Source organism: Aquaspirillum soli (genome assembly GCF_054781915.1).
Genome location: NZ_BAAGTM010000003.1, coordinates 141,735 through 163,217, shown reverse-complemented (window position 1 = coordinate 163,217; position 21,483 = coordinate 141,735). Strand labels below are relative to the sequence as shown.

General features: G+C 47.7%; 20 protein-coding genes. 9 read left to right on the top strand and 11 right to left on the bottom strand.

Annotated features, from left to right (window positions below):
* The first annotated feature begins 150 nt into the window (after positions 1-150).
* Both ACYVJG_RS04640 and ACYVJG_RS04635 read left to right on the top strand, forming a co-directional pair.
* Positions 151-2,331, top strand: coding sequence for a TonB-dependent receptor (locus ACYVJG_RS04640; RefSeq protein ID WP_460430016.1), 2,181 nt, complete (start codon positions 151-153; stop codon positions 2,329-2,331).
* Positions 2,332-2,408: 77 nt separating this feature from the next.
* Positions 2,409-3,089, top strand: coding sequence for a Fe2+-dependent dioxygenase (locus ACYVJG_RS04635; RefSeq protein WP_460430015.1), 681 nt, complete (start codon positions 2,409-2,411; stop codon positions 3,087-3,089).
* 101 nt (positions 3,090-3,190) lie between these two features.
* On the opposite strand, the gene hepT is transcribed toward ACYVJG_RS04635, so the two are convergent.
* Genes hepT through ACYVJG_RS04620 form a run of 3 tightly spaced genes read right to left on the bottom strand, consistent with a single transcriptional unit; the run spans position 3,191 to position 4,898 of the window.
* On the bottom strand, positions 3,191-3,619 hold the full coding sequence (gene hepT, locus ACYVJG_RS04630; protein WP_460430014.1) for a type VII toxin-antitoxin system HepT family RNase toxin: 429 nt from the start codon (positions 3,617-3,619) through the stop codon (positions 3,191-3,193).
* On the bottom strand, positions 3,612-4,061 hold the full coding sequence (mntA, locus tag ACYVJG_RS04625) for a type VII toxin-antitoxin system MntA family adenylyltransferase antitoxin (RefSeq protein WP_460430013.1): 450 nt from the start codon (positions 4,059-4,061) through the stop codon (positions 3,612-3,614). The genes hepT and mntA overlap by 8 nt, the downstream gene beginning before the upstream one ends.
* A 12-nt stretch (positions 4,062-4,073) precedes the next feature.
* Positions 4,074-4,898 (bottom strand): AraC family transcriptional regulator, encoded by an 825-nt coding sequence (locus ACYVJG_RS04620; protein WP_460430012.1) that lies wholly within the window; start codon positions 4,896-4,898, stop codon positions 4,074-4,076.
* 127 nt (positions 4,899-5,025) lie between these two features.
* On the opposite strand from ACYVJG_RS04620, the gene ACYVJG_RS04615 reads away from it, so the two are divergent.
* From ACYVJG_RS04615 to ACYVJG_RS04585, 7 genes are all read left to right on the top strand, one after another.
* Positions 5,026-5,328, top strand: coding sequence for a BufA1 family periplasmic bufferin-type metallophore (locus ACYVJG_RS04615; RefSeq protein ID WP_460430011.1), 303 nt, complete (start codon positions 5,026-5,028; stop codon positions 5,326-5,328).
* Between the two features lie 2 nt (positions 5,329-5,330).
* Positions 5,331-6,188, top strand: a complete 858-nt coding sequence (bufB, locus tag ACYVJG_RS04610; RefSeq protein WP_460430010.1) for an MNIO family bufferin maturase — start codon at positions 5,331-5,333, stop codon at positions 6,186-6,188.
* 23 nt (positions 6,189-6,211) lie between these two features.
* Entirely contained in the window at positions 6,212-6,991 is a 780-nt protein-coding gene (locus tag ACYVJG_RS04605; RefSeq protein WP_460430009.1) for an HvfC/BufC family peptide modification chaperone, read from the top strand.
* A gap of 1 nt (position 6,992) precedes the next feature.
* Positions 6,993-7,487, top strand: a complete 495-nt coding sequence (locus tag ACYVJG_RS04600; protein ID WP_460430008.1) for a DoxX family protein — start codon at positions 6,993-6,995, stop codon at positions 7,485-7,487.
* Between the two features lie 5 nt (positions 7,488-7,492).
* Positions 7,493-9,103 (top strand): methyl-accepting chemotaxis protein, encoded by a 1,611-nt coding sequence (locus tag ACYVJG_RS04595; RefSeq protein ID WP_460430007.1) that lies wholly within the window; start codon positions 7,493-7,495, stop codon positions 9,101-9,103.
* Between the two features lie 119 nt (positions 9,104-9,222).
* On the top strand, positions 9,223-12,057 hold the full coding sequence (gene uvrA, locus ACYVJG_RS04590) for an excinuclease ABC subunit UvrA (RefSeq protein WP_460430006.1): 2,835 nt from the start codon (positions 9,223-9,225) through the stop codon (positions 12,055-12,057).
* A gap of 9 nt (positions 12,058-12,066) precedes the next feature.
* Positions 12,067-13,512, top strand: coding sequence for a protein adenylyltransferase SelO (locus tag ACYVJG_RS04585; protein WP_460430005.1), 1,446 nt, complete (start codon positions 12,067-12,069; stop codon positions 13,510-13,512).
* Positions 13,513-13,541: 29 nt separating this feature from the next.
* Here the strand turns inward: ACYVJG_RS04585 and ACYVJG_RS04580 are convergent, their stop codons facing one another.
* The 8 genes from ACYVJG_RS04580 to ACYVJG_RS04545 form a co-directional block, all read right to left on the bottom strand.
* On the bottom strand, positions 13,542-14,297 hold the full coding sequence (locus ACYVJG_RS04580) for a hypothetical protein (protein WP_460430004.1): 756 nt from the start codon (positions 14,295-14,297) through the stop codon (positions 13,542-13,544).
* 91 nt (positions 14,298-14,388) lie between these two features.
* The gene (locus ACYVJG_RS04575) at positions 14,389-14,646 is read right to left on the bottom strand and encodes a PhaM family polyhydroxyalkanoate granule multifunctional regulatory protein (RefSeq protein ID WP_460430003.1); all 258 of its coding nucleotides are present in this window, start codon (positions 14,644-14,646) and stop codon (positions 14,389-14,391) included.
* Between the two features lie 89 nt (positions 14,647-14,735).
* Positions 14,736-15,473, bottom strand: coding sequence for an acetoacetyl-CoA reductase (gene phbB / locus ACYVJG_RS04570; protein WP_460430002.1), 738 nt, complete (start codon positions 15,471-15,473; stop codon positions 14,736-14,738).
* A gap of 366 nt (positions 15,474-15,839) precedes the next feature.
* Entirely contained in the window at positions 15,840-16,163 is a 324-nt protein-coding gene (locus tag ACYVJG_RS04565) for a DMT family transporter (RefSeq protein WP_460430001.1), read from the bottom strand.
* Between the two features lie 8 nt (positions 16,164-16,171).
* The gene (locus tag ACYVJG_RS04560; protein ID WP_460430000.1) at positions 16,172-17,815 is read right to left on the bottom strand and encodes an ArnT family glycosyltransferase; all 1,644 of its coding nucleotides are present in this window, start codon (positions 17,813-17,815) and stop codon (positions 16,172-16,174) included.
* A gap of 80 nt (positions 17,816-17,895) precedes the next feature.
* Entirely contained in the window at positions 17,896-18,108 is a 213-nt protein-coding gene (rpmE, locus tag ACYVJG_RS04555) for a 50S ribosomal protein L31 (protein ID WP_460429999.1), read from the bottom strand.
* A gap of 100 nt (positions 18,109-18,208) precedes the next feature.
* Complete coding sequence (gene cysS, locus ACYVJG_RS04550) at positions 18,209-19,594, bottom strand: cysteine--tRNA ligase (protein WP_460429998.1); 1,386 nt, start codon at positions 19,592-19,594, stop codon at positions 18,209-18,211.
* Positions 19,595-19,728: 134 nt separating this feature from the next.
* Entirely contained in the window at positions 19,729-21,474 is a 1,746-nt protein-coding gene (locus ACYVJG_RS04545) for a YdgA family protein (protein ID WP_460429997.1), read from the bottom strand.
* Between the last annotated feature and the right edge of the window lie 9 nt (positions 21,475-21,483).

Below are 21,483 nucleotides of genomic sequence, written 5' to 3'. Positions count from 1 at the left end.
GCATTTAGCCAGCAGCAGCTGATCAGGATAATCGGGTCAGCGTCAACTGCAAGCCACTGCCCACGTTTGGATCAAAACCATCCAACCGTCTGTGCCCGCACCGTATGGCGCGGACGGCTTTCTTTGACGCAAATTCAAGAGCACACCCTGATGATGAAATGCCTGAAAGAGTCTTCTGCAGTCCACAGCTTTGCTAAAGTTCCACTCAGTGTTGCCACTGTGGCAGGTTTATTAGGCACTTTGGCCGCCCCCGCTTTTGCTGATACTGCCGCTAACACCCAGGTTTTACAGCCGGTGAATGTGACGGGTCAAAACAGCACTGGCCGCACACCACAAAATGGCTATGCCGGCAATTTTACCAGTGTTGGCAAAGGCAGCCAGCAACAACGCGATATTCCACAATCCACCACCGTCATTACACAAGAAGTGTTGAAAGACACCGGTGCAACCAGCTTAAAAGATGCGTTGAGAACTGTCAGCGCCATCACATTTAACGCCGGTGAAGGCGGTCGGACGGGTGATATTTTGGCTTTGCGGGGTTTCTCTGCGACCACCGATTTGTTCCTCGATGGGGTGCGTGATGCCGGTCAATACAACCGCGACACCTTTAACATTGAACGTGTAGATGTACTGCGTGGCGCCAGCTCAATGTTGTTTGGTCGAGGTTCGACAGGTGGGGTGATTAACCAAGTATCGAAACGGGCGCATTTAGAGAATGAACGCACGGTTGGTTTAACTGTCGGCACCAGCGATTTCTATCGTGTTGAAGCGGACATCAACCAAAAATTAGATGACACCTCCGCCCTGCGGGTGAATGTCATGGGGCAAGATGCCGAAAGCTTCCGCTCGGGTGCAACCAGTGACCGGTGGGGCGTTGCACCAACTGTTCGCTTTGGGATCAATACGCCAACGGAAGTTGAGCTGTCTTATTTCTATATGAAGGAAAAAAATGTCCCCGATTATGGCGTGCCATTCAATTCCTTTACCCGCGAGCCTTTGGATGTGCCGGTGGATCGTTTCTATGGCTTGAAAAACCATGACTACGAACACACCGAAACCCATATTGCCACCGCCACCATTCAACATCGCTTCAGCCCAACAGCCAGCGTAAAGAACACCCTGCGTTATGCAGAATACGAACGTGATGTGTGGCCAACCGCGCCACGTATCAGCCTCGGCGGGGCCTCGTCGATTAGCGATAAAACTACGGTCAACCGCAGCCGCCCCGGTCGCAGTGGTAAAGATGAAGTCTGGTCGAACCAAACCGATTTTTCGTTCCGATTGTTTACTGGCGACATCAAACATGATGTGTTGGCCGGCTTAGAATTGGGTCGTGAAAAATCGAATACCTTGCGTTGGGCTAACGTCAATGGTGCAGTTCCTCCAACAACGGTCGGCAACCCCAATAATGGTGACAACATCACCAATGCCACCAAAGTCTATAGCACTGATGTCAATTTCACGGCAGACACGGTATCGGCGTATGTGCAAGATATGATGTCGATCACGCCAGAATGGAAAGTGCTGTTGGGCGCACGTTGGGATCGTTTCTCGGGTGATTACACCACAGTCAATCTGGCCAATAAAACCCAGCAAGACACTTCGCGTACCGACTCGATGTGGAACTGGCGCGCAGGCCTGATTTGGCAACCTGATGCACAACAGTCTTATTACATTTCCTATGGCACGTCGTTCAACCCTTCTGGTGAAGCGTATGCGTTAGATCCTCGTGGCGCCAATACCCCACCCGAGAAAAACCGTAACTATGAAATTGGCGCGAAGTGGGATTTGTTCGAGGGCGATTTGTTGCTGAGAACCGCTATTTTCCGCACCGAAAAAACCAACGAGCGTAATACCGACCCGCTGGTGACCGATGTGTATCTGCTGTCCGGTGCCCGTCATACCGATGGTATCGAGTTGGAAGCGGCTGGCCGTATCACCGACAAGTGGAAGATCTTCGCGGGTGTCGCTTTGATGAACCCGAAAATCACCAAAGCTGCTGGTTCGGCCAAAGGCACCGAGGGCAATGCCCCAGCCAATGCGCCGGAGTACACTGCGAACTTGTGGTCAACCTACGAAGTCGGTAATGGCTGGAAAGTCGGCGGTGGTTTTAACGCCGTGGGCCGTCGTTTTGTTAACGCGAACAACGTCAATAAGATGCCGTCTTATGTCCGTTGGGATGCGATGGTGGGCTATGACGCCAAAAACTGGGATGCACAGTTAAACGTCTACAACTTGTTTGACGAGAAACATTACGAAGGTCTGTATGGCGGTCATGCCTTACCAGGCACCGAGCGTTCTGCCCACGTCAAAGTCAATTTCAAATTCTAATTTGAGCTGACCTCACACCGAACCACAACACGGCACAACTCTGTGCCGTGTTTTTCATATACCAGAAAGGTCATACTATGTTGCTCCATATTCCTGAAGTGCTCAGTGGTGAATCGCTACAACAAGTGCAACAGTTATTGGAACAAGCCGAATGGGTCGATGGCAAAGTCACTGCTGGCACACAATCGGCCCAAGTCAAAAACAATATGCAGCTCCCCGAAGACAGCCCCGCCGCCCAAGCCGCTGGCCATATTATTTTGACGGCTTTAGGTCATCACCCCATTTTTATGTCCGCTGCCTTGCCAAAACGGGTATTTCCGCCGCTGTTTAATTGTTATCAAGGCGGGATGGCGTTTGGCAATCATGTGGATAATTCTGTCCGCACCATTGCCCGCACTGGTGAGCATATCCGTACCGATGTGTCGTGCACCCTATTCTTGGCCGAGCCAGACAGCTATGATGGCGGAGAATTGATTGTTGAAGACACCTATGGTGTGCATTCGGTGAAACTACCTGCTGGCCATGCAGTGATTTATCCTTCAACCAGTCTCCATCGGGTCGAACCTGTTACTCAAGGTGCCCGCGTGGCTTCATTCTTTTGGCTGCAGTCGATGATTCGTGATGACAGTAAACGGGCACTGTTGTTTGATATGGATATGAACATCATGCGCTTGCGTGAGGCATACGGCGATCAAGAAACCATCATCGGTCTCACCGCGACTTATCACAATCTGGTGCGGATGTGGGCGGAGATTTAACGCCCAAAAGCAGATCATGTTTAGGGTTGGTTGCATTTCCCATAACATTTACCCTCCATAGCGGGTAAGAGAAAAGCAAACGGGGAGATAATGTCGAAGTTTCAGTTGATATGGGCAGCCAACCAGTCGAGACCTTGCTCTGCAAACGTGAACAGTTGGTCGCTATAGCCTTGAGCAATGACGCTACGGATGATCTCGGGGTCAATATTCAGATAATCGTGCACCAGCGCATTGTGAAGGCCAATGATCTTGCGCCAGCCGATTAAGGTGTCGGGGGATAGTTCACCACGCTGGGCCAAGATTTCGAATGCCTGATAGGCATCTTGTGGGGTATGACTTGCCAATGCTTTAGCCCAGTGCTTTGCCACGCCAATACACGCTTCGATAGACACTTGCAAAGTTCGCTCAGCTGCGCGGTACTCCAGATTGGAAAGCGCACGCAGCGCCAGAATAGCCCTTATCTCTGACAGCTCGGCCTGATAGCGCGACAGGCTGATGCGTAAAGCACCGATATAGGCGTTATCACTCATCTTTACTCCACTCCTCAGAATGAGGCTTGCTGATATAGGGCTGGCGATGGGGATAACCAAGTTCCATCTGCGACATGATCCGCGCCTCCTCTTGCAATCGTCGCCCCTCATCACGGCTATAGAGAGGACAATTTGCGTCGACTACCGCAAAAGCCAACGGGATCGGGGCCTGATTGATATCGACAACTGAAAGTTTCCCCTCTTCTAGCCCAAGGGCGCGTTGCCAATCCAACGCCAACAGCTCAGGGCGCAACCGGTTTTCCAGTGCAGTACCCAGTGGCCCACTCTGTTTGATCGGATCAAAGGCCACCGCCAGATCCCAGTCGCTGGCAGGACCAGCAATCCGCTTAGCACGAGAGCCGTAAAGCCAAAGCACCTGCACTTGGGGGTTGCTGTTGGCGAGGGTAATTAACTGGTAAATAACATCGCTGTCGGGTTTCATAGCAACCCCGCACTATATCATTAAGGTCAAACGACGACTCCACTGAGTAGGGGTCATACCCATTTTTTTCAAAAAAACTCGACCGAAAGCTTCGGGGCTTTGATAACCCACTGTGCTTGCCACTGTTTTCAAATTTTTCCCCTGCCGCAAAAGATTTCTAGCAATAGATAAACGCCAATTCGTTAAGTATTCCAATGGAGTTATGCCAGCAAGGCGATGGAAATTTGCAGCAAATCGAGATCTAGATAAGTTTGCAACTTCTGCTAATTGCTCTAAGGTCCATGAGTGCGCTGGATTCTCATGCATTGCTTTGACTGCTTTAGATAACCTTATATCATTCATAACAGCTAACAATCCAACACTGAATTGATTACGTGAAAATAAATATCGAATCACGTGAATAACAAAATACTCTAATAAGCAATTGATAGCAGCTTGACGACCCGCTTTTTCAGCAGAAGATTCCTGACAAATTAGATCTAGAATGGTCAAAACCGAAGGCATTTCTGCAAGAGGAATAACCACGTACTCAGGTAAAGCGGTGACTAATGGGCTTTGTTCTAGTATGCCCAGATCAAGAGTGCCGCAAATAATATCAACCGTGCATTGTGGTATGAGTTGATGAGCACATGGTCGAGGGAATAATACAACGCTTGGTACATCAACCCGTATTTGCTGATTGTTAGGTAAATCAAGGCGCAACTGCCCAGATCTCATCACATGAAGATGACCATGTGGATCAGTACCATTGTAACCACCTCCCTCACAAGTTACTCCTGAAAAGTAGTAGCCTACTGAGGGAGCTATTTGATTCAGCAATGGGGTCAATGGATCCATGATAAGACTCCTAATCAGTGTTGTGAGACGAATGGTACTGGCAAGAATAGTATCATCGTTGACATCCTATAGAGGATCCGTTGTTCCGCTAAGGTAACGTCAGTCACCCCAACTCAGGAGAACTTTAATGTCAAAAACTAACACCCCCACAACGATTGCATTTGCAATCGGTGCAGCCCTTGCAGTCATGACCTCGCCCGTACTTGCCCAAGACAAGCCAGCAGAAAAGGAGAAGTGTTTTGGCGTGGCTCTGAAGGGGAAAAATGACTGTAAAGCTGGAGCAGGAACATCCTGCGCTGGCAGTGCTAAGAAAGACTATCAAGGTAATGCGTGGTCTTTTGTACCAAAAGGAACCTGCGAAAAGATGGCTTCGCCGACTTCCCCTACAGGGAAAGGTCAACTGACAGAATTTACTGAGAAGAAGGCATAAGCATGCCTTGCCCGCCAGTCATAAATCTTTCAAGAAGTACAGGCATTGGACTCAAACCAGAGTATTTCCAAGAGATTATTGAGACAAAACCTGATATAGGCTTCTTTGAGATCCATGCAGAAAACTATATGGTTGCTGGTGGGCCATTCCATTTTTATCTTGAAAAAATCAGGCAGGATTATCCATTATCAATACATGGCGTTGGATTGTCGATTGGGGGAAAAGATGATTTAGATCAAAAACATTTATCCCGCCTCGCACATTTAATTGACCGCTATCAACCTGAACTGTTCTCTGAACATCTAGCTTGGTCAAGTCATCAGGGAGTGTTTTTCAATGATTTATTACCTATTCCTTATACTCAGAAAACGCTACAACAGGTCTGTGACCATCTAAATCAAACTCAGGATTATCTAAAACGTAATATCTTGTTAGAAAATCCTAGCACCTATATTCAATTTTACAGTTCAACCTATTCAGAACCCGATTTCTTGTGTGAAGTGATTAAACGCACGGGGTGTGGACTACTATTAGATGTCAACAACCTTTTCGTAAGCTGTAGTAATCATTCACTTGATCCTATTGCAGCCTTACATTCGATGCCTATAAAAGCAGTAGAGGAAATCCATCTTGCTGGATTTTCTATTGATCTTAGCGACCAAAATGACATAATAATAATCGATAGCCACGATTCTGACATTGCGGATGAAGTATGGGCACTTTATAAAACCACGATTGAATTGACCGGAATCTTGCCTACACTGATTGAACGAGATCAAAACATTCCCGCATTACAAGTTTTACTTGCTGAAGCACAGTATGCACAGGATATTTTGAACCAAAGAGTGGTAATGAAATAATGAAATTTAGGTAAACTAATATCATGCACACAGATTTTGCACGTAGACTTCTTGATCCTCACCAAAAAATTCCTGCCGATGTTGTGAGTCGAATAGGAGCAGACCCAGTTCGCCGGTTTAATGTTCACCGAAATAATGTAATGCTCTCCCTCATAGAGGCACTACAAGATACATTCCCAGTTGTTGCCTCATTAGTGGGGAGTGAGTTTTTTCATTATATGGCACATTGTTTTGTCCAAAAAAATCCACCTCAATCTCCAATATTAGTCGAATATGGACATCAATTTCCAGATTTTATTAAACACTTTGAAGCAGTAAAAACGCTACCTTATCTACCGGAAGTTGCTCAACTTGAGTGGCAACGTGTTATATCGTGGCATGCAGCTGAAAGTCGTGATGTCGTGATTGAAGAAATTATCTCACTGCTCGAGAAACCTGATCTATTAGGGAGTAGTATATGGGAATTTAAATCCTCGGTTCAAATAGTAAGATCTCCCTTTGCTATTGTATCACTCTGGTTATTGCATCAATCAGAAAACACATTAGATGATCTTGCAAAGATTAACATTACCTCTCCGGAAAGTGCTCTAATATTTCGTCAGTCACAGAATGTGATAGTACGACCTATTACTCTAGCCGAATATGCATTTATAGAAGCGTTATATAAAAAAACTTCACTTACCGAAGCAGTAAGTGCAGGGGAATCTGTTACAGCATCATTTGATGTTTCTTTTATTTTTGCAATGCTTCTTGAAATTCAGGCTTTATCTGACTTTTCTATAAAACAAAAGGATACAGAATAAAATGAGCGTAACAAGATTCTTCGTCAATTTTTTCTCTAAACTCGAACAGATTCCACATTCTTTGATTGCCTTTTCAGCACGATTCTCAATGGCGGCTATTTTTTGGTTATCCGCACAAACCAAAATAGAAGGTTTTTCAATAAATATTATCAGCGGCGAATTTGAATGGGGAATGCCATATTTTTCTGAAGCAACGATTTCTTTATTTCGTGATGAGTATCGTCTACCTCTTTTATCCCCAGAATGGGCAGCTGTAGCTGGAACATGGAGTGAACATATCTTTGCAGTATTATTATTAATTGGTCTGGGTAGTCGTGTGGCAGCGCTGGGTTTACTGGTAATTACTTTAATTATCCAGTTTTTTGTTTATCCTGATGGTTATCCTACTCATGGTGCGTGGGCAGTCTGCTTGATTTACATCATAGCGCATGGACCAGGCATTATTTCTATCGATCATTTTTTAAAAAAACATATAAAAATACCCGTTAAAGGATAAACCACATGCAAATCGGCACTCGTTTATCGATTAGCTATTCCATTCTTCTAACACTCCTCATTTCCATTTCGCTAGTGAGCATAATTCGACTTGAATCAATCACAGCAAGTAATCAAGAAATTATTAATGGTGATGCTATTCGTGCTGATTTGGCTAATAAAATCAATCTTCATGCAGAAAGCGCTGCTGGACGCCTTACTCTACTTTTTATTCTTGATGATCGTGAACTACGAGTCAAAACTTATCAAGAAATTGACACTCATAATGCCGCAATTGATCATGCATTAGAAAGATTAGTTCCTTTACTCACTCATAAAGATGATACCAAATTACTTAATCAACTTACCCATTTACGAGCTGAATATGAAAGAGAATTCAGTATCACTGTTGAAGAAATAGAGTCAGGTAATCGTGCTGGTGCAATTCAGAGAATGGCAGGAAGAACTAGAGATAGCCTAAATGCTCTATTGGCAGAAACTTCACACTTATCATTATCACAATATCAATCGATGATAGCTCGACAGACAGCATCAGCCGATGCTGCATTGTCAGCTAAACAATTAGTAATATTAATAAGCATAGCTGCCACAAGTTTGGGATTAGTCATGGCCTTTTTCATGACAAAAAGCATCACCTCACCAATGAATAGTGCAGTTGCTGCAGTATCCAGAATCGCAAATGGAGATCTAGAAACTAAAATAGTCACAATAACTAAAGACGAAATTGGTTATCTACTACTCGATATGGAAAATATGCGTCAACGATTAAGAGAGGTCATTAAATCAATTCATCACGGTGCAGATGCAGTTAGTCTAGCGGAAAAAAACCTGCAAATTCCAGCATTGCAGGTAACCACAGGTTCGACTGAACAACAGGAACTTGCCCATAGAATTCAAAGTTCAATTAGCCATTTAGCGAGTGGCGTCACAAGCATGGCTGAACAAGTGGAAAATGTTCGTAAAACAGCTCTCTTTGCTGTTGATATGGCTAAACAAGGTGCTAACGATATTGTTATTGCTGCTGATGAAATTGCTAAAACCACCGAAACAGTTTCTGCATCTGCCAAATCAGTTGGAACTCTGGATGAAAATGCAAAGAGTGTTGCAAACACAGTATCAGTGATTAAAGAAATTGCTGATCAAACTAATTTACTTGCACTAAATGCGTCAATTGAAGCAGCACGCGCAGGAGAAAGTGGACGAGGATTTTCAGTTGTTGCTGACGAGGTACGAAAACTAGCTAATCGAACAGCAACTGCAACTCATGAAATTGATCGTGTAATCATAATTATTACCGAACAAATAGCGCAAGCAGCTTATGATATTGAAACAGGCAGGGTTAGTATGGAGCGAGGAAATCAACTTATTCGCTCAATTGTCAGCCCTCTTAATGAACTACGTATCAGCGCACAGCATTCACTCGATGGATTAGAAGTGTTAAACCATGTTGCACAGCAACAAGCGGTTGAAAGCAAGATGATCGCCGAACACATTGTTGACATTGTCACCAAAGCAAATGTGAATACTCTAGCAGCTTATGATGTCAACCGAATCACACAGGATCTAGGTCAGATGGCAGAAAATCTACAAACATCCATCAAAACCTTTCGGATTTAATCCGCTTTTTCCTAACTGGTCTAAAAACAGGACTTACAAAATAATACACATCACGCAACTCGCGAACTGACAAGAGGGCGGTGTATAGTGATGGGTTTTCTGTACTGCTGGCCTTGGACATGACCGACTTTATCCGTATTCGTGGTGCGCGTACGCACAATCTGAAAAATGTTGACTTGGACTTGCCGCGTCACCAGCTGATTGTGATGACGGGTCTTTCTGGCTCGGGCAAATCTTCGCTCGCTTTTGATACGCTCTATGCCGAGGGTCAACGCCGCTATGTAGAATCCCTCTCTGCCTATGCCCGTCAATTCCTGCAAATGATGGAAAAGCCGGATGTCGATTTGATTGAAGGTCTGTCGCCGGCCATTTCCATTGAACAAAAAGCCACCAGCCACAACCCCCGCTCAACCGTCGGTACGGTTACCGAAATTCACGATTATCTACGCCTGTTGTTTGCCCGTGTAGGCACCCCAGTTTGTCCCGACCACGGGCAACCGCTGGCTTCCCAAACTGTCAGCCAGATGGTTGACCATGTGTTGTCCTTACCAGAAGACACCAAACTGATGATTTTGGCGCCAGTCGTCATGGGTAAAAAGGGAGAGAATCACGATTTATTTGAAGAATTACGCGCCCAAGGTTTTGTACGGGTACGGGTTGATGGCGAAGTGTATGACATCGACGCTATCCCAAAACTGGAAAAAAATCGCAAACATACCATTGAAGTGGTCATTGATCGTTTAAAAGTCCGTGCTGATAATCAGCAACGGTTGGCAGAGTCGTTTGAAACGGCACTCGGCCATGCCGAAGGACGAGCAATTGCCGTTGAAATGGAGAGTGGAAAGGAACACTGGTTCTCTGCCAAGTTCGCCTGTCCGGTTTGCAGCTATTCCTTACCAGAATTAGAACCACGCTTATTCAGTTTTAACAATCCGATGGGCGCGTGTCCCAGTTGTGATGGGCTGGGGCACATGAGTTTTTTTGATCCCAAACGGATTGTTGCTCACCCTAGTCTCAGCTTGGCTGCTGGGGCAATTAAGGGATGGGACCGCCGCAATCAATTTTATTTTCAGATGCTACAAAATCTGGCAGAACACTATCAGTTTGATTTAGAAACGGCTTTTGAAGACCTCCCCGAGGCCGTGCAACATGTGGTGCTGTATGGTTCTGGGCACGAGGAGATTGCGTTTACGTATCTCAATGAACGTGGCACACGTTTTTCTCGCAGTCATCCGTTCGAAGGCATTGTCTCTAACTTTGAACGTCGCTATCGCGAAACAGAATCTAGTGCAGTGCGCGAAGAACTCGCCAAATATCAAAACAGCCAAGTGTGCCCGAGCTGCCAAGGGTCGCGGTTACGCAAAGAAGCACGCTATGTCGAAGTGGGGGGCCAAACCCTCCATCAAATCAATCAATGGCCATTAAAAAATACCCTCGCTTGGTTTGAACAGTTGCAGTTGATTGGCCACAAACAAACCATCGCCAGCAAAATTGTCAAAGAAATCGCCGACCGCCTCGGTTTTTTGGTGAATGTGGGTCTCGATTATCTCTCGCTAGAACGCTCCGCCGACACTTTGTCTGGTGGAGAAGCACAACGCATTCGCCTCGCCAGCCAAATTGGTTCGGGATTAACGGGGGTGATGTATGTGTTAGATGAACCATCAATAGGCCTACATCAACGGGATAACGACCGTCTATTAACGACATTGATGCGGTTGCGCGATTTGGGCAACAGCGTGATTGTGGTGGAGCATGACGAAGATGCGATTCGTGCCGCTGATTTTGTGGTGGATATGGGGCCCGGTGCCGGTGAGCATGGTGGGCACATTTTAGTGGCTGGCCACCCAGAAACGGTCGCCAACCACCCCGATTCTATTACGGGTGCTTTTTTATCCGGTCGGCGCAGTATTCCGATTCCTACACAACGCCGCGCGCCCACAGAAAACGTGTTAAAAATTCATGGCGCCAGCGGCAATAACTTAAAACAGGTTGATTTGACGTTGCCGGTCGGTTTGTTTGTTTGTGTCACTGGCGTGTCGGGTTCTGGCAAATCTACGCTGATCAACGATACGCTCTATCACGCTGTCGCGCATCACCTCCACAATAGCCAAACCGAAGCCGCGCCTTATCAAGACATCACTGGCTTAGAACATTTTGATAAGGTCATTAACGTTGACCAATCGCCGATTGGCCGCACGCCGCGCTCCAATCCAGCCACTTACACCGGTTTATTTACCCCAATTCGCGAATTGTTTGCTGGCGTGCCCATGAGCCGCGAACGTGGCTATGGCCCGGGCCGCTTCTCGTTTAATGTCAAAGGGGGACGTTGTGAGGCGTGCCAAGGGGATGGTGTGCTTCGCGTTGAAATGCACTTCTTACCCGATATCTATGTCCCCTGTGATGTGTGTCATGGTAAACGCTACAACCGTGAAACATTAGATGTGCAATACAAAGGCAAAACCATTGATGAAGTGTTGCAAATGACAGTGGAACAGGCACTGGCCTTTTTTGCTGCCGTGCCGACTGTTGCCCGTAAATTACAAACTTTGATGGATGTCGGTTTGGGCTATATCCGGCTGGGACAATCTGCCACCACACTATCTGGAGGCGAAGCGCAACGGGTTAAGTTGGCATTGGAACTCTCGAAACGCGATACCGGTCGAACCCTGTATATCTTGGACGAGCCCACCACGGGTTTGCATTTCCATGATATCGATTTGTTGCTCAAGGTACTGCATCGTTTGCGTGAACATGGCAACACGGTGTTAGTGATTGAACACAATCTGGATGTGATTAAAACAGCTGACTGGATTATCGATCTTGGGCCAGAAGGGGGCGCGGGAGGGGGAACCATCCTTGCAAATGGCACACCAGAACAGGTCGCCACCATTCGCAACAGCCACACCGGTCACTATTTGGCAAAAGTCTTAGGCATGGCAACGTCCTCATCTTAGAAAATCATCATGGCTCAATTTATCAACCGCTTTGCTCGTCTACCAGATGCGCTGTTCGCTCGAGTGAAAGCAACGCCACTCTCGGACAGCCGTTTGTTGCTATGGAATCAACCGCTGGCACAACAACTACAAATTGAAGCATGGCAACAGCAACCGGCAACCCTCGCCGCCTTAGCTGGAGACGGCCATCTTGTTGGCAGTGAGCCACTGGCCGCTTTATATGCAGGTCATCAATTTGGGGTGTATGTGCCACAACTTGGCGATGGCCGCGCATTATGGCTTGGCGAATTGGCTGTCGCCAATGGCCAATATGCAGAGTTACAGCTTAAAGGCGCCGGCCCCACCCCGTTTTCACGTGGGGCTGATGGTCGAGCTGTCTTGCGTTCTAGCATCCGCGAATATCTGGCCTCGGAAGCCATGCACGGGTTAGGCATCCCCACCACCCGCGCCCTTGCCTTATTTGGATCGTCCCAGTTGGCACGGCGTGAACGCTGGGAACCGACAGCAGTGGTGTGCCGTGTTGCCCCGAGTTTTATCCGCTTTGGTTCGTTTGAGGTGTTGTATTGGCGTGGTGAAACTGCTTTATTAAAAATATTGGCAGATTTTGTGATTGAACAGAGCTATCCCGACTGTCAATCTGCCGCCAATCCCTATGAAGCTTTATTGCAATGCGTGGTATTACGTACAGCAGAGCTTATGGCGGCATGGCAGGCGGTGGGTTTTGTGCATGGCGTGATGAATAGCGACAATATGTCGATTGCTGGGCTGACGTTGGATTATGGGCCATATGGTTTTCTCGACCGCTATGTACCCGATCAGGTATTCAATCACTCCGACGATCATGGGCGCTATGCTTTCTCACAACAACCGCGCATTGGCCTGTGGAATTTATATTGTCTTGGTCAAGCTTTAATCGATCTGATCGGTAAGGACACCACGCTGGCGGTACTCGGACAATATGAAGCGCATTATCAACAGGCTTGGCAACAGAATATGGCCGCCAAATTGGGATTACGCGAATGGCAACCCGACGATGCGGCTTTAGTTGAAACATGGCTGACTTTGTTGGCTGAGCAAGGCGCAGACTACACTCGTGCCCACCGCCTGCTAGCCTATTTTGTGAACGCAGAGGCTGCCGGCCCAGTTCGAGATGAGTTTGTCGATCGTGTCGCCTTTGATCAATGGGCACAGCGCTATCAGCAACGCTTACAACAACAGAACCTGTCTGCGATTGAACGGCAAACCATGATGCTGGCGGCCAATCCCAAATATATCCTGCGAAACTACATGGCAGAACAGGCCATCCAGCAACTAGAACAACATCAAGATGACAGTGAGCTACAACGCCTCGCCCATCTGTTACAACAACCGTATGCTGAACAAGAGGAATATGAGGCCTATTTTGCCCACCCACCGGCGTGGGCGCAGGGCATCCATCTCAGTTGTTCATCCTAAATACTCCACCCACCTCGGCGCAGAACGCACTATTTGCTGAGGGGTGCCAGTTGGAGATAAGGCGATGTTGGCGCGTAGGCAGGCTGATCGCCAGCGGTGGACACGCGATGGAGAGATAATAAGGTGTAATGACCGATATTGCCCTTTTCAATCGCCATCTGTTGCCACTGTTCGCCATCAAATAGCGCAATGCTGTTGCCGTGTTCCATTTTTGGACATTCATCCGCTAAACAAAGGGAATAACGGGTAAAGCGTGCCGCACCTTCAACCCGTCCATCAGGTAAAAAGCGGACTTGTTGGGGTGTCGCTTGGCCAGAAGGAGTCAGTACACGATAGCTGCCTTGGAACCACATTTGATTCAGTAGACTGCGAAATGGTGATGCTTCATCAGGATTCACTTTAATAAACAAAGCATTATCACGCAAACGTTGATATTTGCCATTCGCCAGAGGCACAAAAACCTCTTGTGGGTGTTCACCCATCGCCGACACAGTAACACGACCACTGAAATCACGTTGGTAAGCCAAGCTGAGATTATGTTTGGCGGTACTCAATAACACTTGTGGGGCGGAAGGGTGGAACCGCAGTTCTAGTGTTTCGTGAACAGGCAACGTCCCTTGCAGGGTTGTCGCAGTGGACAATGTTTCGAGTGCTGATTCATTGATCCAAACCCCGCGCTCACCCTGTATTTTGACTTGTTGTGTTGCCAGCGGGGTAGTACACGCGCCCAACGTCAAGCCCATCATCGTTGCGGTCATCGTGGTTTGCCACATGCGTTTTGACATGACCATCTTATTTTTTTCCTTGGCAAAGAAGCGATAGACGAAGATTAACAGACTTGGCGCTGTCGTACAGCCGCTTTGCAGCATGGATGACTTAGCTATTCTCTTTCGGTTTCAGCGCAGCCAACGCATTGCGTTGTGCTTCTAATGCACGAACCTGCATGGTAATCATGCCCAAATTCATGGTCAGCCAATTCTCAATCACGCGCAGTTCGGCCAGTTTCCGATCCAATTCTGCTTCGCTCATCGGCGGCATAAATTGTTGCAAAGCGTGCAAAGGATTCACTGTCCCGCCGGGCCAAAATTGACGTAGCAGGGCAAAGGGGTCGGTTGGGTTGAAGTCTTGACTCATACTATCCTCGGCTCTCATTGGGTTAAAAAAAGCGCGTGCTGAGGCATACTCTAACACGCGCTTATCATTCACAGGAGAATGTAAAACAGTTACATCATGTGTTGACCGCCATTGATAGCCACGTTAGCACCAGTCATAAAGCCCGCTGCATCAGACGCCATATAAGCCACCAAAGAGGCAATTTCTTCTGGTTTACCGAGGCGACCCACAGGGATATTGGCAATGATCTTATTGCGTACATCTTCCGGCACCGCCATCACCATCTCAGTGGCAATATAGCCGGGGCTGATGGTATTGACTGTGACCCCTTTTTTCGCCACTTCTTGCGCCAAGGCCATCGTAAAACCGTGCATACCAGCTTTGGCGGCGGAATAGTTGGTTTGGCCAAATTGACCTTTTTGGCCATTGATGGAGGAAATATTGATCACACGGCCAAAACCACGCTCAACCATCCCATCCACAATCGGTTTACAGATATTGAACAGCGAGTCCAGATTGGTGCGAATCACCGCATCCCAGCTATCTTTATCCATCCGTTTGAACGTGCCGTCGCGGGTAATACCGGCATTATTCACCAACACATCAATTGCGCCGACTTCTGCTTGCACTTTCGACACCATCTCAGCACATGACGAAAAATCACCCACATCGCACTGATAAGCGTGAAAGTGGTAGCCCTGTTCTTTCATGTTTGCCAGCCAATCCTGTTCTTTACCAGGACGGCTGAATGTTGTCACGACGGTCATCCCAGCATCAGCCAGCATTTTACAAATTGCTGTTCCAATGCCACCCATGCCACCTGTTACAAGTGCGATACGTTGAGTCATGACTCCCCCTTTATGGTTTTTGTGTGTCTTAACATCCTGCTCGAAGCAGTTTCGCTACCTTGTTTGTGCCCATTTTTGGGCCAATTCGTACAATTAAGTATGATTGACAAGATTTGAGACTCGTCCCGCTTGGGTTTACGGAACAGGTCAGATTCAATAAGGTCAATAGTTTTAAAGCCGTACAGCTTAACTTGGCATTGTTAACTTAGCATGAAAGGTGCATGGAACAATAGTTCCACTAGGCGGGAATGTCGCGAAAATGTACGTTTTGTTGCAAAAACGTACAATTAGCCCTAAAAAAAACCTACTGCTCACAACAGAACAGTAGGTTTAGATGAAATTAAACTATTTTGACAAAAAACAGGCTTATTCACTATGCGATAGCTTTAAGCCAACAATCCCAATCACAATGCACAACACAGACAGAATCCGCCATAGATTGGCACTGTCTTTAAAAAAAGCGATACCAACGATGAACGCGCCCACCGCACCAATTCCGGTCCAGATCGCATAGGCAGTGCCAATTGGAATGGTGCGTTGCGCTAACCACAAAAAATAACCACTGGCGGTCATTGCCGCGACCGCAAAGCCAATCCACGGCCATTTATACGGCGTGGTTTGTGACAACTTTAAGCCCAACGGCCAGCCAATTTCACATACCCCAGCCAACAACAAATAAATCCACGCCATAAAACAACCTATTGTTTTTTCAATAAAAAGTAAAACTCACGCCGCGAACCGGGGCGGTTGCCTTGCCAGATAATTTCCCACGAGGGTGAGGGTTGATAATCAGCACGATAGTGCATCACCATCCGATACTGACACGCAGCACCTGCGGTTTGTTCTGTCGGCAACAGCCGAATACCGGCAAAGTAATACCACAATGCCCGTTGGACATAATGAGTGGAGGCGGTGGCCACACAGTTGGCATCGGATGGAATCGCCGCTTGCATTGCCAACGCCGTCGAACGATAGCTTTTTTGTGCATCAAACCACGGCAACCACAGCGTCATACCCAATCCCCATACCAAAGTTGCCCCCGCTGCCCAATTGGTCACTGCTTGACGACCACGCACATGCCGGCGTGTCACCGCCCACACCCATGTCAAACTTGCGGCAATACCCAAGATCAGAAAAGGCCAGTTAATGTGTGGCTGATACGCCGGACTAAAGAAATGTGAACGCTCGGCCAATTTTGTTGGCCAGCCAAAATTCATTGCCCCCCAACCCACCCACATAAATGCGCCTAGCAGGCCAAAGGTCATTAAACCAAACCAATTCAGAAAAGAGGCTGCACCACGCCGTAACGAATCCAACTCGCTGGCGGCCAACATCACCAAGGGCAATAACAACGGCAATGCCAAGGCTTGGGTTTGGCGAGGAGACAAGGTCAGCAGACATAACAACACCGTGAAAAACAATAACGAGAGCTGTGTGACAGGCTCATCTAAACGGTGACGGCGTTGCCACACCGCCCATGCCGCTAATGGCCACGCCGGCCATGTAAACCACGGGAAAAGTTTGAGGTAATAACCGAATTCATGCAGAACATCTAAGCGGCCAAAACCGTTAAATGGTCCCAACGCATGTTGCAACCACCATTGTTCAAATAATGCTGGACTGGCTTTGTGTAACAACAAGGGCCAACACAATAGCAATGGCAAAGCCACCACCGGTGCCACTAATAAGGTTTTGAGATATTCTCCACCACGCCATGCCCTAAACGCAGGCAGCGTCAACGCCACCATCCAAATCAACGCCAGCTCTAACAGGCTAGCACACCACATAATCAATACGCTCGCTAAGCCCAACCACAAACCGGCTAACCAGCCCTGTCGAATACCGAGGGCAAGGGCATAAAAGCCAAGACAAAATCCGGTGAACAACCCAACATCAGGAGACAGCTCATGGCCCCACGTCATAAGACCCAGACAACCAATCAAGATCATCACCGCACTGCGGCCATGGCGACGCCCAATTAAATCTCGTCCTGCCAATCCCACACACCACAGCGCCAGCGACATCAATAAAGGTGTAGCAATCCGCGCAGCATCGTGAGCAGACAACAACCACGGCGACAATAACGAAACCAGCGATGCAGCCAGCCAATGATAGAGCGGGGGCGTTTCTAAGTAAGGCACCCCGACAATGCTTGGTACCGACCAATTCCCTGTTTCTAGCATCGATTGCACGATACCAACCACATACGGTTCATTCGGTCGCCACGGATCGTGCCCCAAGATGCCAGGCCATAACCAAACAAAACACAATAAGAGCAACAACCACGGTTTTTCTGTAGGTCGTTCGGCTTCGGGTGGGCGGGGAGGAGTGTAGGTCAACATAACAGCACCACGTGATCCAAAATGGACAGGCGAAAAAAAAGGCAGCCTGCGCTGCCTTTTTTTGCGGAGACGCGCAGAGATTAACGCGCGAACTTGCCGAACTTCTGTTTGAACTTGTCGATACGACCTGCGGTGTCAACCACTTTCTGTTTACCTGTGTAGAAAGGGTGGCACTCGGAGCACACTTCAACGTGGAAGCTTTCTTTGCGCATGGTCGATTTGGTCACAAAAGCGTTGCCGCAAGAGCAAGTCACTTTCAGATCGGTGTATTCAGGATGGATACCGGATTTCATGATTTTCCTTTGGGGTTTCGGGTATAGGGGTTGTGCCTATACCGCTTTGAAAACCCAGCATTATCCTTGAGCCTTGACCGATTGACAAGGTAAAACAGCGTTAAACTCGCCGCCAAGTGGTTCCTTGAGGGCCATCCTCCAACAAAATCCCCGCCGCCAATAATTCATCACGGATGCGGTCAGATTCTGCCCAATTCTTTGCGGCTCTTGCTTCACGTCGCGCCACAATCGCCGCTTCGACACGTCCAGCGTCCCAATCGCCAGCTTCTTGTCCACCTTGCAGAAAAGCCAACGGTCCGCGTTGCAATAAACCCAATACGCCCGCCAAAGCACGCAGTACACTGGCTAAAGCAGCCGATCCAGTCCGATTGACCTCTCCGGCCAATTCAAATAACACCGCCATCGCTTCAACAGTATTGAAGTCATCATTCATTGCAGCTTGGAAACGCTGGGCATACGGTTGTTGCCAATCGATTTCCGCTGTCAACTCAGCAACCGAGAAAGGTTTTAATGCGGTGTAAAGACGGGTTAAAGCCCCTTTAGCATCCTCTAAATGGGCATCAGAGTAGTTTAATTGGCTGCGGTAGTGTGCACGCAAAATAAAGAAGCGCACGACTTCGGCATCAAATTTTTCTAGCACTTCGCGAATGGTGAAGAAATTGCCGAGTGATTTCGACATTTTTTCGTTATCCACCCGAATAAAGCCATTGTGCATCCAGTAATTCACATAAGCGTGGCCATGTGCGCCCTCGCTTTGTGCAATTTCATTTTCATGGTGAGGAAACTGTAAATCTGCCCCGCCACCGTGAATATCGAAGTGATCGCCTAAATGATGGCAGCTCATGGCTGAACATTCGATATGCCAACCCGGACGGCCATCACCCCACGGCGAGGCCCATTTTGCCTCGCTCGGTTCATCCGCTTTGGCAGCTTTCCACAACACAAAATCTAACGGATCTTGTTTATTGGGATCGACGTCCACCCGTTCACCTGCGCGCAAGTCTTCTAAACTTTTACCAGACAACTTGCCGTAACCAGAAAATTTACGCACCGCATAATACACATCGCCATTCGGGGCACAATACGCCAAGCCTTTTTCAATCAGTGCCGCAATCAGTTGATGCATTTGGCCAACAAACTCGGTGGCTTTCGGCTCATGGTCTGGTCGTAACACACCAAGGGCATCAGCATCTTCGTTCATCGCTTGGATAAAACGGGCAGTTAAATCATGGATCGACTCTTGATTTTCGAGTGCTCGCTTAATGATTTTGTCGTCGATGTCGGTAATGTTACGAACATAGGTGACTTGATAACCTGCAGCACGCAACCAACGCGCCACCATATCAAAAACCACCATCACCCGAGCATGACCTAAGTGGCAATAATCATAGACTGTCATACCACAGACATACATCCGCACTTGATTGGGTGTAATAGGACGAAAAACTTCTTTTTGACGGGACAGGGTATTGAACAGAGTAAGCATAATGATCCGACGGTAGGTCAGCTGAAAATGGTACAGTGTAACAGAAAGGCGCGCAGCAACTGAACGCCGCGCGCCAACAAATAAAACGTGCTCTACCGGATGAGGGCAGAGCACAGGATTATCAAGCGTCAGACTTAAGAGGGTTTCTTCGCGTCTGCTGCGGCATCTTGTGGTGCTGATGATGTATCAGGTTCGGGTTCAGGCTCTGGCTCTTGCCAAGGCAGGCTAATGGGTTGTTTATTCACCGTCAGCTGCTGGCCATCCCACGTTAGCGCAGTATCAATCTGCCCACCTCTGATAACAACATAGCCCTGCTCTCGCCATTGCAGCAATTGACTCGAAAACAGGCTTTTCGCCAAGTCATCAATTTCTTGCACGCTAGGCGGATTTTCTGCCCGTTCATCGACCATAAACAAATTACGCGCCTGCGCCACCACCAGATCTTCTAGCGTTTGACGTGGCAGACTTAATTTGGCGTCGGCATGAACCTTGGTCAGAAAATCGAGGGCTTTGTGTAAGTCCGCGTCTTGCACCGCCTTTAACGCCACCTGACCACTGACATCAACGACGCCATCTGGTAGCTGTAATTTCAGCGTATTGACTTTAACAATCGGGTCTTGCTTCAACAGCGGTGCACCCTCACGCAATACGGTATCAACATAAGTGCGGCGCAATTCAGCAGGGTCTTTGCCTTCAAATGGAATCGCGGACAGGGCTTTGTCAAGTTTAACCAACGTGGGGCCATGTAAATGGTTTGCTGATACATCCAGCTCTAACGGGCCCACCGTGGTTTTATTGATCATCAAACTGGCGAAATCAAAGCGACCACGGGTGTTAACAAATTCTCCATCTTCTTCCGTGTTAACACGATAGCGCAGCTTTTTCAGTTCAGCTTTCGATGGTTTGATTTCACCGGAAGGATTGATAAATTCACCCACCCGAATCCGCGTCAACAAATACACCAACTCATTCAGACGAATTTCGTAAGGTACACTTTCTCGTGAATCAAGTTGGATGTTCTCTATCGTTAATTCGCTATTACCAATATCGACGCCGGTTTTGCCGGGTGTGGTCTCTGACACAAACGCCACGTTTTTAAATTCAACGTGACCTTTGATCGCTGCATCCACTTCTAAACCCGGTAAACGCGCATCGATTTGGTATTGCTGATAACCCGAGGCATAGTCTACTTTGCCATGAAAACCGCCCCAACGAATTTTGACGCCAGAGAGGGTTTCTTCGTAGTCAAATTTGGGAATAGCCACCTGCAGTTCACCACCACCGGAGAAGTACAGACGATTGGTTAGGGTAATCGGGTCGGCATCACCAAAAAACTTGCTCAGCGTTTTGCGCGTCGCATCACTCATAATAAATTCAGTGCTGACTAACGCGCGTGCGGGACGTAGGTCGAAATCGGTCAGGCCAGGTAAAGGGCCATGTTTGATGTGGTGGGTATAGACAATTTTGGCGTCTAACATCCCTCTTGCTTGTTCGGGCAAAATATTGAGATAGGGTTCGAACAACTTACGGTTGAGCACCAACTCGGTTTTTTCGCTAGAGCTAAACCAACCACGCTGATAGTCATGCGATTGCACAGTAAATAAAGGCAACCCAGCCACCATACGGTGTTGTTCTAACAAGGTTTCTTCTGCTTTTAAACCTGTCCAATACGCTGCCCCTGCATAGCACAGAGCTGACAGAGCCACTCCAGCCGCAGCGAGCCGCCATGTTTGCTTACTCACTATTTCTATTCCATCAGTATTTGCCGTGGCAAGAATCTTAGCACCATTGCTCATCAAATCGTGTTTTTCTACGACTTTTCTGCTATCGCGGCCTGTCACCCAGACAACGATCAAACAAGCCACATCTAACAGTGCCAAGTCGATGGC

What these genes read in the sequence shown, in the direction of transcription:
- ACYVJG_RS04600 (WP_460430008.1), top strand. Translation starts at nt 6,993, where the DNA reads ATGAGCGTAACAAGATTCTTCGTCAATTTTTTCTCTAAACTCGAACAG.
- hepT (WP_460430014.1), bottom strand. Translation starts at nt 3,619, where the DNA reads ATGAGTGATAACGCCTATATCGGTGCTTTACGCATCAGCCTGTCGCGC.
- ACYVJG_RS04620 (WP_460430012.1), bottom strand. Translation starts at nt 4,898, where the DNA reads ATGGATCCATTGACCCCATTGCTGAATCAAATAGCTCCCTCAGTAGGC.
- ACYVJG_RS04615 (WP_460430011.1), top strand. Translation starts at nt 5,026, where the DNA reads ATGTCAAAAACTAACACCCCCACAACGATTGCATTTGCAATCGGTGCA.
- ACYVJG_RS04565 (WP_460430001.1), bottom strand. Translation starts at nt 16,163, where the DNA reads ATGGCGTGGATTTATTTGTTGTTGGCTGGGGTATGTGAAATTGGCTGG.
- ACYVJG_RS04640 (WP_460430016.1), top strand. Translation starts at nt 151, where the DNA reads ATGATGAAATGCCTGAAAGAGTCTTCTGCAGTCCACAGCTTTGCTAAA.
- rpmE (WP_460429999.1), bottom strand. Translation starts at nt 18,108, where the DNA reads ATGAAATCCGGTATCCATCCTGAATACACCGATCTGAAAGTGACTTGC.
- bufB (WP_460430010.1), top strand. Translation starts at nt 5,331, where the DNA reads ATGCCTTGCCCGCCAGTCATAAATCTTTCAAGAAGTACAGGCATTGGA.
- ACYVJG_RS04595 (WP_460430007.1), top strand. Translation starts at nt 7,493, where the DNA reads ATGCAAATCGGCACTCGTTTATCGATTAGCTATTCCATTCTTCTAACA.
- uvrA (WP_460430006.1), top strand. Translation starts at nt 9,223, where the DNA reads ATGACCGACTTTATCCGTATTCGTGGTGCGCGTACGCACAATCTGAAA.
- ACYVJG_RS04560 (WP_460430000.1), bottom strand. Translation starts at nt 17,815, where the DNA reads ATGTTGACCTACACTCCTCCCCGCCCACCCGAAGCCGAACGACCTACA.
- phbB (WP_460430002.1), bottom strand. Translation starts at nt 15,473, where the DNA reads ATGACTCAACGTATCGCACTTGTAACAGGTGGCATGGGTGGCATTGGA.
- ACYVJG_RS04580 (WP_460430004.1), bottom strand. Translation starts at nt 14,297, where the DNA reads ATGTCAAAACGCATGTGGCAAACCACGATGACCGCAACGATGATGGGC.
- ACYVJG_RS04585 (WP_460430005.1), top strand. Translation starts at nt 12,067, where the DNA reads ATGGCTCAATTTATCAACCGCTTTGCTCGTCTACCAGATGCGCTGTTC.
- ACYVJG_RS04635 (WP_460430015.1), top strand. Translation starts at nt 2,409, where the DNA reads ATGTTGCTCCATATTCCTGAAGTGCTCAGTGGTGAATCGCTACAACAA.
- cysS (WP_460429998.1), bottom strand. Translation starts at nt 19,594, where the DNA reads ATGCTTACTCTGTTCAATACCCTGTCCCGTCAAAAAGAAGTTTTTCGT.
- mntA (WP_460430013.1), bottom strand. Translation starts at nt 4,061, where the DNA reads ATGAAACCCGACAGCGATGTTATTTACCAGTTAATTACCCTCGCCAAC.
- ACYVJG_RS04575 (WP_460430003.1), bottom strand. Translation starts at nt 14,646, where the DNA reads ATGAGTCAAGACTTCAACCCAACCGACCCCTTTGCCCTGCTACGTCAA.
- ACYVJG_RS04605 (WP_460430009.1), top strand. Translation starts at nt 6,212, where the DNA reads ATGCACACAGATTTTGCACGTAGACTTCTTGATCCTCACCAAAAAATT.